This window comes from Paenibacillus sp. A3, from assembly GCF_001399685.1.
Taxonomy (GTDB): domain Bacteria; phylum Bacillota; class Bacilli; order Paenibacillales; family NBRC-103111; genus Paenibacillus_G.
The window spans coordinates 17,503-30,480 of record NZ_JTHN01000055.1; the positions used below are offsets into that span (position 1 = coordinate 17,503).

Consider the following 12,978-nt stretch of genomic DNA (forward strand, 5'->3'; position numbering starts at 1 on the left):
TTGCACAGGCCATATTTACCTGTCAGAGGGCGGCACACAACAATAAATTATGCCCGAGTCCCGCCCGGGGTGTGAGCCGCGAAGCGCCGAATAAGCCCAATTATTCCGTTTTTTTCTTTTTTCCTCCCAAGGTAAAAATACCCTTCGATGCATAAAAATACAAAAAAACTCTTCCCTGCCCTTTTTATGGGCGATCAGGAAGAGCTTTTTCCGCTATGATCGAGAAGTCTAAAAAATATATGTTAAGCTTCGAGTACGAACAAGCGATGGGTAAGTTTGTGCAAACGCCCGTCGATATGCTCGCGGATGGCGGCTTCTTGCAACTCGTTTCTCATGTCGAGCAGATGATTCACTTGGGCTTTGAGCATTTGGATTTCCTGCTCCACCTCATTCTTATGGAACAGCTGCTCCAATTGTCCGACGGTGTCCCGATATTCGTAAATCACTTTTTCCGCGGCGTCCTTTTTCTCGGTGATTCGGACTACCGCGCCTTGCTTGTACGTATAGACCATCGTATATGCTGCATAAATGCGATGCACGACAGCGTCGCCTTTAAATTCGGCTACGGCTTTGCGCATCAGGTTGACCAAATTTTTGTTGCGGATGCGGCATGTTCCCCGGCATACATACAAGTTCATTTCACGTTCGAACGACAGCACGATTTCTTCGCCGGCGTCGTCCGGCAATACCACCTCTTGATTTCCGTTTTCGAGTACTTTGACTTGCAGAGAGGCTCCGTGATCGACAAACATCCGAATGAACTTGGCCATCTCGGCTTCCGTAAGCTGCAGGCAGGTTTTGACGTATTCGGTCGCTAACCTAATTGCCATAAAAATCCCTCGATTCATTTTTTTCAAACCATGTGTCTGTGAGCCTGATTCTATTGTCTATATACATTATACTACATAATTATTTAATATTCCTGCCAGGCAGCCATTGATTTTCGCCGGAAATCAGAAAATTCCGCGTTTTCCTCGCAGAAGGACGGCATAAAAGCTTAAAAACTCGTTTTACCTCCGTTTGTTCCGCAGTTCCCTGCGGCGCTGACGATGAAAAAACAATTCATACATCACCGGCACGATGACCAGCGTCAGCAGCGTCGACGTAACCAAGCCCCCGATCACGACGACGGCAAGCCCTTTGGATATCAAGCTCCCCTCGGATTCGGTCAACGCCAAAGGAATCAACGCGCAGACGGTAGCGAACGCGGTCATCAGAATAGGACGCAGCCGCGTTTTGCCTGCTTCGATAAGCGCCTCGCGTATGTTTAACCCGCTGTCGCGGTTTTGACGCACCCGGTCGATCAGCACAATCGCGTTCGTCACGACGATGCCGACCAGCATCAACAGCCCGATCATGGCGCTGACGGACAGTGGCTCTCCGGTCAAATACAGGCCGAAAGCCGCGCCGACCGGTACAAACAGCAGCGAAGACAAGATGATGAACGGAACGCGCGCTTGGCCGAAGGTAACGAGCATAACCAAATAAACCAACCCGATGGCCGCGGCAATCGCCACGCCCAGATCCTTAAACGTCTTCTCCGTCTCGTCGCTGCCTCCGCCGAAGCCGAGCGTAACGCCTTCCGGCAGCGGGACAGCAAAAGCTGCGTCCCTTACCTCCTGCGTCGCTTGACTGATGTTGTTTCCGGTCAGTTCCGCACTGACTGCGGCATAAGTCTTGCCGTCCAGCTTCTGAATCGCAGATACGGTATCGGATGCTTCGACGGCCGCGATATCGCGAAGCAGCATCGGGCCTTTTTTACCGAACAGCGGCATTTGCTCCAGCTCAGCGGCATTGGCAGGACCTGCCGTATAGGTGGCCTGCAGCTTTTGCGGCTTGCCGTCCAGCTTGTATGTGCCGATCTCGACCGGTTTGGTCCGGTCCGCGACGAGCCCGAGCACTAGCTGGGGATCGACTCCCGCCGCGGCGGCTTTCCCGGGATCGATGCGGACGGTCCACTGCCGCTGCTTTTCGCGGAAATTGTTTTTGACCGAGCGCAAATAAGGCATCTGCTTCAGCCGGTCCTCCATCCGCTTGGCGGCTTCCCCCAGCCGATCCGGTTGGCCGCCGAACAGCCGGACTTCGACGCTTGTTCCGGTCATGGGCCCGCCGGGGCCCATTTCCTGCACCGTTACGGTTCCCTCCGGTGAGCTTTTTTTAACGATGGCATCCATCTTGACCGCCAGCGTCTTAGCGACGGCTTCCATATCGGCCGAACGGTTCACGCTCATCATGTACTGCGCCTGATTCGCCTGCTTGAGACCGGAACGGTAATCAATCCCGCCGATCGTTGTAAATACGTATTCGAAGACGTCCGGCTGTTCGCGGAGCATCTTTTCGATATTTTGGGAAATTTCGTTCGTTTTCTGAAGCTGGGAAGCCGGCGGCAGCTGCACGGTGGCGGCGACGATCCGCTGCTTTTCATTCGGCAAAAAAATAAACCCGAGCTTCGGCACCAGCAGAAGAGACCCGGCAAGCACCGCCAGTGAAACGCCGATGACGGACCATTTGTGCCGCAGCGCCGAGGCGAGCACTGCCGCATACCCCCGCTGCAGCGCGCTTTCCCGCTCCTCCGTCTCGCGGATCCGGCCGAATGAAGCTTTGGCCAGAATGGGGACAAGCGTAACGGCGACAAGCAGCGAAGCGGCGAGCGCAAAGACGACGGTCAGCGCAAACGGCTTAAAAACCGTCCCTGTAATTCCCCCCACGAAGCCGAGCGGCAAAAACACGACGACGGTCGTCAAGGTGGATGATGTGATCGCGCCCATAATCTCTTTGGTCGCATCCAGCGTAATTTGCGTCCGGTCTTCGCCGGGCTTTCTTTGGCTCATGCGCCTGTAAATATTTTCGATCACCACGATGCTGTCGTCGACAACCCGCCCTACCGCAACGGCCATGCCGCCCAGCGTCATGATGTTCAAGGTGATGTCCATCCGATTCAGGACGATTGATGCGATCAATAAAGACAAAGGGATGGATAAGACGGCGATGAGCGTCGCTCTTAGATTCCTCAGAAACAGAAGCACCGCCAAAGAGGCGAACAGGGCTCCATACAGTCCTTCCCTCTGCAAGCTTTCGACCGACTTTTTGATCCCTTCCGACTGATCGAAAGCGAGCGCGTAATCGATCCGGTCCCGGTGCTTATTGAGCACGGCGAACGCCTGATCGGCGATCTGGACCGTATTGGCATCCTGTTTTTTGGAAATAGATAGGGCCAGGGCGCTTTTGTCGTTGTAACGAACCAGCTCGGACGATTCCTCTATCGGCTGCACAGCGGCGATATCTTCCAGAGCGATCTCTGCGGGGATAGGCGGGAAACCCGTTTGCACCTCGATCGCAAGCCGCTTCAATTCCTGAATGCCCGCGGCGCGCTGCTCGACCCGGACCGGAACGACCAGCTCGTTCTCAACAACGGAACCGGCCGGGAAGGACAAAAATAGCCCCTGCACTTTTTGCTGAATTTGGGTTAAGGTTAGATTATATGCTTTGGCTTTGGCGGGATCGACGGCAATCCGGATATAGCTTTCCTTTAAACCGCCTGCCGCTACGCTGCTGACGCCCGGGATTTTTTCCAATTCCGGCTGGATGTCCTCAACGATAAGCTCTTCAATGGAATCGCTCTGCTTCGAGAACACGGCCAGGTTTAGGATAGGCAGCGCGCTGAAATTCATTCGCGTCACTTTGGGCGTCACGCCCTCGGGAAGCTTCAGCCCCTTGAACGCGTCCTCTGCCTGACGGGAAGCCAGCTCCATATCCGTTCCGATCGGGTACTTCATCTGCACCACGGCGAAGCTTTCCATCGATTGGCTCGTTAACGATTCCAGGCCGCTGAGCGCTTTCAAGCTTCGTTCCAGCTCTCGCGTCACCCGCTCCTCGACATCGGCGGGGGCTGCCCCGGGATACACGGCCTGCACCGTTAGCGTGGGCAGTTCCACGTCCGGCAGCAAGTCCACTTTCAGGGACGAGAAAGCGTATATTCCGCCGAGCATAAGCAGGATGGAGCCTAACAGGATGGCGGCCGCATTTTTTAAGCTGAAACGGGTTAACAGGTTCAATTCGCTCTGACGCTCCTCGCTCAGGATGGAAACCAAAGTCTCTTGCTCCAAGTTTGGGGTAAAAGGCGCCAGATTATACGAAGGAGGAATCCGCTGGATGAAAAATCATCGCATTCGTTTACGCCATACCGTCGGCGGGCTGGTTGCCGGGATCTTGCTTGCACTTGCCTCCGGCGCCCCCGCACAAGCCGAAGAACCGTCTGTCCCGCTCCAGCTTCCTTCATTCCCGGTTCAAGTGAACGGCCTAAAGATCGACAACGAGCGAAGCCCTTATCCCGCATTGATGTATAAAAATGTGGTCTATCTTCCGGTGAAACCATTCGCGGATACCCTCGGGTTGGAAGTGGCTTGGGACGCTGCCAGCGGCCTTAAGATTAGCCGCCGCGAGCGCCCTTCGGGGATACAGCCGACGGCCGAGTCGAAAGACAAAGCATCCGTAAGCCGGCGTTATGAAGCCGTACTGCCCGGATACCCAATCGAAGTGAACGGAAAATCCGTCAACAATGCCGGCGAGCCTTACCCTCTGCTGCTGGTAGACAACGTATCCTATTTGCCGATGACCTGGCGCTTTACTCATAACGAGTTCGGTTGGCGGACGGATTGGAGCCCGCAGGAAGGATTTCAGCTTACAACGGAGCAGCAAAAGGTGCTGCACCGCATTATCGCCGAGGATACGGAAGCGCTCTATGTGGAGGCCGAGTCGAACCGGATGCTGAAGGTGAACAAAGATTTGAATGGCGCTCCTTCCCCGATAAATGACAGAGCGAAGGCTGGTGTAAACCAATTAGCGGAAAAGCGGAAGCCCGGCGTGCCTTTTGCCGGAGAGCCGAAGCAAACGGCCGTGCGCCTGGGGGATTCGGTCTATTACGACAACATCGAATTGATGTCACTCAAGCCGATTCTGGAAAAAGCGGCAGCCTTCTACGAATCGCAAACGGAATATGAGAATAAGGGACTGGAACTGCAATCCAAAATCATGAAGCTCGACGGCCGGACAGCGCTCGCCGTCATCTCGATCTCAAGCTTTCTTCACATCCCGGCTCCTTACACGCCCTATACGCACGAGACTTTCATCCTTCGGGACGGGAAAGCTTCGCCCGTGCCGGATTTGACTCAGGTGCCTACCCGCGTCGTCCGCAATACGGACGGTTCGTTCTGGATTGCCAGCGAAGCAGCCGACCGGATGACAAGCCGGACGCCGAACGTATACGGTCAGCTCGCGCTGCTGGACGCATCGGGACAGCTCCACGGCATGAACACGAAGCTTGGGGAAAAAGACATCGATCTCCTGGCTTCCACCGCCGACGGCTTGACGGTAAAAGGCTACAGCGACCGTTTTAAAGCTTATACTGACAGCTTCATTCCGCTTGATGCGGAGGAACGGGAGACGTACTATCATTTGGACCTGCTGGGGAAAGAAACGCGCTTGTTTTTGTACAAAGGAGCAGGAAGAGGCTACGTAGATAGCAAAGGGCACATTTACGTCGTGGACCGTCAAGTGAACCGCATTTCCGACCTGACGTCCGGTCAGAGCCGGATGTGGTGGGATTATGAGCTTAAGCCGTAATATCAAGATTAAAAAGGCTATTCCCGTTTACCGGCACAAGAAAACCGGAGATCGGGGAATAGCCTTTTTGGTTTCCGCCCCCTTTGGAGGCAGCGTATTAATGTTCTTGCTCGGCGGATTCGGGCTGCGTCTCAGACTGTCCTTCCGCTTCCGTATCGGTGCCGTAGCCGATCTTCTGTTCGATGATCTGCCACAGCTCGTCTTTCCCGAGTCCCAATTCGGACGAAAATAGAACGACCGTGTCCGACTTGTCCGCTCCCAGCGTTGCCTTGACGATCTTGACATGCTGCTGCCACTTGCTGCGCGGAATTTTATCCGCTTTCGTCGTCACGATGCAAAGCGGCGTACCGTGATGCTTCAGCCACGAATACATGGCCTGGTCGTCTTTGGACGGCGGGTGGCGAAGATCGATTACGAGCAGCACCAGCTTCAAAAATTCCCGGTGGAGCAAATAATTTTCGATAAATTTGCCCCATTTTTCACGTTCGGTTTTGGACACCTGCGCATACCCATACCCCGGCAAATCGACGAAAAACAAATCGGAATTAATTTTGTAATAGTTCAACTGCTGTGTCTTGCCGGGCTTGGAGCTGGTACGGGCCAAGTTTTTGCGGTTGATCATCCGGTTGATCAGCGAAGACTTCCCTACATTGGAACGCCCTGCCAGAGCAATCTCCGGCAAGGCATCCGTAGGGTACTGGCTCGGACCAACCGCGCTGATGATGAATTCAGCTTGATTGACCTTCATACGTTTCACTCATTTCTTGATGAGGCGCAGGGCTGAATGGAATTGCGTTTATTTCTTCCGGCTGAACCGGAAGGTCTTTCCACTCCACCGCTCTTGAAATTCAAGTTGTCTTTATTATCCTTTGCGGATACAACTTGATTTCAAAGGCGGCCGTAAACTTTCCGTGGAAACACCTTCCTCGCTTTGGAGTAAAATAAAATGCAAAACCGATCCACCCAACGCCTGTTATTATACGCCTACAGGCTTGACCAGAGCGTGTTCGAGCACTTCATCCATGTGCGAGACCGGGATGAACGTCAGCTCGGAGCGTACGCTCTCGGGAATTTCTTCGATGTCTTTGGCATTATCCTTCGGCAGCAGAACCGTGCGAATGCCGGCGCGGTGAGCGGCAAGGCATTTTTCCTTCAGGCCGCCGATCGGGAGCACGCGGCCGCGAAGCGTGATCTCGCCCGTCATCGCGACGTGACGCGATACCGGGATATTGGTCAAGGCCGAGATGAGCGCCGTGCCCATCGCAATACCGGCGGACGGGCCGTCCTTCGGGATGGCGCCTTCCGGCATGTGCACGTGGACATCGTATTTTTCATGGAAATCCGGCTGAATTCCGAATTGCTCGACCCGCGAACGGGTGTAGCTGAAAGCCGCCTGAGCGGATTCCTTCATGACGTCTCCGAGCTTTCCGGTAAGCGTCAGCTTGCCGCTGCCGGGCATCACCGTCACTTCGATAACGAGCGTGACCCCACCGACCTCCGTCCAGGCAAGCCCGGTCACCGCGCCGACCTGATCGCGCTCCTCCACCATGCCGTAGCGGAATTTCGGCTGACCGAGATACTCTTTCAGGTTATCGGCCTTCACATGCACGGCAGACGCCCCGCCGACGATTTCCTTGGCCGCCTTCCGGCAGATGGACGAAATTTGCTGCTCCAGATTGCGGACGCCCGCCTCGCGCGTATATTCGCGCACCGTGCTCATGAGGGCATCTTCGTCTACGATGAGCTGGCCGTCCTGCAGTCCGTGATTTTCCAGTTGCTTCGGCAGCAAGTAGTTGCGCGCGATATGCAGCTTCTCGATTTCCGTATATCCCGGAATGTACAGCACTTCCATCCGGTCAAGCAGCGGTCGCGGAATGTTGTGTATGGCGTTGGCCGTCGTCACGAACATAACGTTGGACAGGTCGAACGGCACTTCGACGAAGTGGTCGCTGAACGTGCTGTTTTGTTCCGGGTCCAGTACTTCCAGCAGAGCGGAAGCCGGGTCGCCGCGAAAATCCATCGCCATTTTATCGATTTCGTCCAGCAGGAAGACGGGGTTGTTCGTTCCCGCGCTTTTCATCCCTTGGATAATTCGGCCCGGCATCGCGCCCACATACGTACGGCGGTGCCCGCGGATTTCCGCTTCGTCGCGAACTCCTCCCAAGGAGATGCGCACGAACTGACGGCCGAGCGACCTCGCGATCGAACGGGCGATCGACGTCTTCCCGACCCCGGGAGGGCCGACAAGGCACAGAATCGGTCCTTTGAGCTTCTTGACCAGCTTTTGCACAGCCAAATATTCAAGGACACGCTCTTTCGGCTTCTCCAAGCCGTAATGATCCTGATTCAGAATTTCCTCGGCCTTACGGATATCGAGGTCGTCTTCGGTCGATTGGGCCCAAGGCAAGCCAAGCAGCCAGTCGATGTAGTTGCGGATGACCGAGCCTTCGGCGGAAGTCGCAGGCATTTTTTCCAGCCGGTCGATCTCCTTCTCGATCTTCTCCTTCACCTTCTCGGGCACGTCGCTTTGCGCAAGCTGGTTGCGCAGCTCCTCGACCTCGCCGGCCCGTCCTTCTTTATCCCCGAGCTCCTTCTGAATCGCCTTCATTTGCTCGCGCAAGTAATATTCCTTTTGCGTCTTCTCCATCTGCTTCTTGACGCGTTGGCTGATTTTGCGTTCGAGCTCGAGCACCTCGCGTTCGTTGTTCAGGATGCCGAGCAGCTTCTCAAGCCGCAGCCGGACATCGACCGTTTCCAAAATTTCCTGCTTATCCTTAATTTTTAACGATAAATGACTGCAAATCACATCCGCGAGCCGCCCGGGTTCGTCAATGTCGGATACGGCAGCCAGCGTTTCCGGGGTCACTTTTTTCGAAAGATTGATATAATGTTCGAATTGGTTCAGCACCGTGCGCATCAATGCGTCGATTTCGGGATCGGACGTTTCCTGCTCAGGGAGTTCCCTGACATGAACCTCGTAGTATTCGTCGTTAACCAGAAACTCCGCAATTTCGGCGCGAACGACGCCTTCCACAAGCACGCGGATCGTTCCGTTCGGCAGCTTGAGCATTTGCCGCACTTTCGATATTGTGCCGATCCGGTAAATATCCTCGGTTTTCGGCTCCTCGATGTTCACCTCGGATTGCGAGCACAGCAGGATCATGCTGTCTTCGACCATAGCCTTCTCCAGGGCCCGTACCGACTTCTCCCTGCCCACGTCCAAATGCAGAACCATGCTCGGATACACCAGCAGCCCCCGGAGCGGAAGCAGCGGCAAGCGGCGCAATTTCTGTTTGCTCGTTCCCATCCGCGAGCACCTCCAGACTATACTTACATGCATGTGATTTACATTTTATCAAAATTGATTTTAAAACACCAATCGGGGGCCGCCGGGTTCCGTTCTTACGAACAAAGAGACGCCAACCGCTCTATTCGAGCGCATCGGCGTGCAGAATCGTAACGGAGGCGCCGCTGACCGTCTCTTGAGGCATGGCAGGAGGCTCGGCAGCCAGATGGCCTTCAATACCCAGGGCGTGATGAAGCAGTTCCTCCACCGAGTCGACCGGAATGACTTCCAATCCGTGAAGCCCCGCAAAAACTTCCTGCCAGTTTTCCTTCGGAATGATGACTTTGGTCGCTCCGGCCTGAAAAGCAGCCTCGACTTTGGCGATAACGCCCCCTACCGGCTTGACCTTGCCGTGAATGCTGATTTCGCCGGTCATGGCCAGATGGTTGTCGACCGGAATCCGTTTGATGGCGGAAGCAATCGCTACGGCCATCGATACGCCGGCCGACGGTCCGTCGATCGGAATGCCGCCTGGAAAATTGATGTGCATATCGTAGTCGTATGGTTGCAAGCCGAGGCGCCGCAGGACGGTAAGCACGTTCTCGACAGAACCGCGCGCCATGCTTTTGCGGCGCAGCGTCCGCGACCCGCCGCCCATCTCTTCCTCGTCCACGACACCGGTGATCGTAAATTGGCCCGTTCCCGGCTGCGCCGCCGGAATAGCGGTCACTTCAATGTCAAGCAGCATTCCGAGATTCGGACCATAGACGGCCAATCCGTTAACAAGCCCGATTTCCGGGAGTTGGGGAACCTTTTTCTCCGGCCTGGGCGGAATTTGCGAGCTGTTGACAACCCATTCGATGTCGGCCGCCGACAGCTCTCTCCGCTGATCGGTCAGCGCCATCCCTGCCGCCAGCTGAATAATGTTTACCGCTTCACGCCCGTTGGTCGCATATTTCTTCACGACCTCAATAGCGGAAGGACAGTCGGGAAATCCGATTTTTTTCAGCGCTTTGGCGGCAATCGAGCCGATTTCTTCCGGCAGCAGCGGACGGAAATAAATTTCCATACAGCGCGAGCGGATCGCCGGAGGCAGCTCCTGTGGGTTGCGCGTCGTGGCCCCTACAAGCCGGAAATCGGCGGGCAGGCCGTTCTGAAACACATCGTGAATATAGCTCGGCACATTCGTGTCTTCGGAATTGTAATACGCGCTTTCCAAAAATACTTTGCGATCTTCAAGCACCTTTAATAATTTATTCATCTGATGCGGATGCAATTCACCGATCTCGTCAATGAACAAAATCCCGCCGTGCGCCTTCGTCACTGCCCCCGGTTTGGGCTGCGGAATACCTGCGACTCCCATGGCTCCCGCTCCTTGATAAATCGGATCGTGAACCGAGCCGATTAACGGATCGGCAATGCCCCGCTCATCAAATCGCGCCGTCGTCGCATCGATCTCCGTAAATTTGGCGTCTGGACGAAACGGCGATTCCGGATTTTTCTTCGCTTCCTCCAATACGACACGGGCAGCGGCCGTTTTACCCACGCCCGGCGGGCCGTAGATGATCACGTGCTGCGGATTGGCGCCGCACAGCGCCGCTTTAAGAGCACGCAGCCCTTCCTTTTGCCCGACGATATCCTCCATGGCAGTCGGTCTTGTTTTTTCGGCTAACGGTTTATTTAAAGAGACGGATCGCAGCCTGCGCAGCTTCTCCAGTTCTTTCTTCGATTCCTTGTCGACGGCAGAACGGTTCGTCTGCTGATTGCGCAGCAAATTCCAAAAATACATACCGATAACGATGGCAAAAAACAACTGGATAACCATCAAAACCACGCTGATATTCAATCGAATCCCTCCTGTTGCTCACGGCCGCCTGAACGGCCGCTACGGCATTAATATAATTGGTAGTATTGCCCTGTCATGGTAGCATTAATCGCTGCGCTTTAAGAAACTTTTTGGGGAGGCTAAAACCATGTGAAGCGAAACAAGCTGCGGACGATTTTACGCGAAAGGAGGGCAGCGGATGTCTAGGCCGAATTTATGGAATCAGGCGATTAAATCAGCCGTTGCCGCAATGGTTGGACTGTCCGTTCTGACTTTTCAAGCCGGACATGCGGGAGCATCGGTGCCTGAATCCTGGTACTTGCCGGAATTGAAGTCTGCCAATCCCGCCATATCGAGCGTCGATGTCTTAATTGACGTAGGTCACGGCGGAATCGACGGGGGCACGTCGTACGGCGACTTGCTGGAGAAAGATATCAATTTGGCGATCGCCAAAAAAACGTACGAGACTTTGCGCCGAAAAGGGTTCATTGTCTTAATGAACCGGATGGACGATTACGCGCTAAGCGGAGAAAATTTATGGTTGAAAATCCGTTCGAGACATATTAAGGATTTGGCCCAGCGCAGCCATCTGTGCAATGAGGTCAAGCCGAAAATCATGATCAGTCTGCACGTCAATTCTGGCCGTAATTCCACCAAACGGGGCGCGATCGTTATTCATCAAACGAAGCCGCGAAGCCAGCAGCTCGCCAAAGCCGTACAAGCAGCGCTGAACGCGCTATACGGTACGGGCGACAAGCCTGTGCCGGGGCGCACGTTTTACTTGCTCAAGCATGCCAAGGCGCCATCGGTAATCATTGAAATGGGCTTCATTACGAATGCCGAAGACCGCCGGATGCTTACCGAAGACCGGTCCCAGCAGCTTATCGCGGAAGCAATAGCTGCAGGCGTCGAACAGTACTTGCAGCAGCCAAAAAAGTAAAAGGCCGCATGATTCAGCCGATTTGACATGGCACGCGGTCTTTTTCGCATTGGGACCATTACTTCATCAATTGCGATGCCGGTACGAACTGTCCGCCAAGCTGCTGCAGGGTAGGAATCGTTTGCTTTAATATTTCGGAGGTATGCTTCCCCGGCGGTCCGACGTGACCGATGACGATCGTGCTGTCATTTTCGCGGACGTGCTTTTGCAGCTTTATCGCCTGCTTGAGAATATGGCTCCGGGTATAAGTATCATCCATGAACAAATCGTTTTCTGCCGTGGGTACGCCCATCTCTTTCGCCAGCTTACCGATAACGCTCTTGTCTGTCGTCCGGCTGTCCAAAAAATACAAATTGCGCTCTTTGCATACGGTCAGCACGATGCGCATGACCCGTTCGTCGGACGTCGTCTTCGATCCCATGTGGTTATTGATGCCTACCGCATGCGGTACATCCTCAATAGCGGCGATGACTCTGCGCCGGATTTCATCGTCGGGCAGCCTCGTCGATATCGCTCCCGGACCGAGCCATTCCGGTTTTCCGTTCCGCGGCTCCATCGGCAGATGTACGATGACTTCCTTGCCGAGCTTATGCGCCCATTCCGCATCGCGTTTCGTTGTCGGCAGAAAAGGCATGACCGCCGCAACAAACGGAATCGGCAGCTCCAGCATTTGCTCGGTGCCCGCTTGACCGTTGCCAAAATCGTCGATGACAACGGCGATTTTCTTCGTTCCTGGCGCCAGGTCGATGGCTGAGTACTGCCCGGCTGCGGTTGCCGGAATGATGACGCATAGACAAAGCCATCCTGTGACGAACGCCCGCCATCTTCTTCTCATGGACCGCTCCTCCTATCCGTGATTTCCTAACCTCATTGTTTGCAGTACACCAAAAACCTATACGAGTGTTTGCTAATTTTGGATTTTTGGTCCAGAAATCGTATCCCGTTTTGAAGGAAAAATGCAGTTTAGTTCGTCAATAATTATTGGAATAACTTACCTAGAGACAAGAAAGTGGGAGCTCAAATGAAACGATGGAAGCTGCTCTGCTTCACAGGACTTTTATGGATGGGGATGTGTGCTTGCGATGCCGCCCAAGCCGCTGCGTCTTCGGTTAAGGAAACCGATTCTTTTCTATCCTACGTCAGACCGGACCCCTCCCAGCCGTTCCGAATCGTTCGGGATACCGGGGAGAAGAAAGGCGAATACCCGATTTTCGAACATACCGACGATCCGAAGACGGAGCATTTATTCCGCGACTCGTTTATGGCTGAGTCCGTACGTTTATTTTTCCTCGCTCAAAACTTGGT

The 12,978-nt window shown here is 54.5% G+C and carries 9 protein-coding genes; 3 read left to right on the plus strand and 6 right to left on the minus strand.

Going from position 1 to position 12,978, the window contains the following annotated elements; genetic code table 11:
- Positions 1 to 242: 242 nt before the first annotated feature.
- Entirely contained in the window at positions 243 to 830 is a 588-nt protein-coding gene (locus QJ48_RS08355; RefSeq protein ID WP_054973177.1) for a hypothetical protein, read from the minus strand.
- A 180-nt stretch (positions 831 to 1,010) separates the two neighbouring features.
- A complete protein-coding gene (locus QJ48_RS08360) occupies positions 1,011 to 4,091 on the minus strand; it encodes an efflux RND transporter permease subunit (RefSeq protein ID WP_272948117.1) in 3,081 nt (1,026 codons plus the stop codon).
- 61 nt (positions 4,092 to 4,152) lie between these two features.
- Here QJ48_RS08360 and QJ48_RS08365 point away from each other — a divergent pair, with 61 nt between their 5' ends.
- Positions 4,153 to 5,622 carry a hypothetical protein gene (locus QJ48_RS08365; RefSeq protein WP_054973178.1) on the plus strand — a complete coding sequence of 490 codons (1,470 nt, stop codon included), beginning with the start codon at positions 4,153 to 4,155 and terminating at the stop codon, positions 5,620 to 5,622.
- A gap of 97 nt (positions 5,623 to 5,719) precedes the next feature.
- On the opposite strand, the gene yihA is transcribed toward QJ48_RS08365, so the two are convergent.
- From yihA to lonB, 3 genes are all read right to left on the minus strand, one after another.
- Entirely contained in the window at positions 5,720 to 6,370 is a 651-nt protein-coding gene (gene yihA / locus QJ48_RS08370) for a ribosome biogenesis GTP-binding protein YihA/YsxC (protein WP_054973179.1), read from the minus strand.
- 228 nt (positions 6,371 to 6,598) lie between these two features.
- Entirely contained in the window at positions 6,599 to 8,929 is a 2,331-nt protein-coding gene (gene lon, locus QJ48_RS08375; protein ID WP_054973180.1) for an endopeptidase La, read from the minus strand.
- 121 nt (positions 8,930 to 9,050) lie between these two features.
- Positions 9,051 to 10,754, minus strand: coding sequence for an ATP-dependent protease LonB (gene lonB, locus QJ48_RS08380; protein WP_193394413.1), 1,704 nt, complete (start codon positions 10,752 to 10,754; stop codon positions 9,051 to 9,053).
- A gap of 178 nt (positions 10,755 to 10,932) precedes the next feature.
- Between lonB and QJ48_RS08385 the strand changes: the two genes are divergently transcribed.
- Positions 10,933 to 11,673 (plus strand): N-acetylmuramoyl-L-alanine amidase, encoded by a 741-nt coding sequence (locus tag QJ48_RS08385; RefSeq protein WP_054973182.1) that lies wholly within the window; start codon positions 10,933 to 10,935, stop codon positions 11,671 to 11,673.
- 58 nt (positions 11,674 to 11,731) lie between these two features.
- Here the strand turns inward: QJ48_RS08385 and QJ48_RS08390 are convergent, their stop codons facing one another.
- Positions 11,732 to 12,508, minus strand: coding sequence for a divergent polysaccharide deacetylase family protein (locus tag QJ48_RS08390; RefSeq protein WP_054973183.1), 777 nt, complete (start codon positions 12,506 to 12,508; stop codon positions 11,732 to 11,734).
- A 186-nt stretch (positions 12,509 to 12,694) separates the two neighbouring features.
- On the opposite strand from QJ48_RS08390, the gene QJ48_RS08395 reads away from it, so the two are divergent.
- On the plus strand, positions 12,695 to 12,978 hold a 284-nt coding region (locus QJ48_RS08395; RefSeq protein ID WP_054973184.1), incomplete at its 3' end, for a hypothetical protein.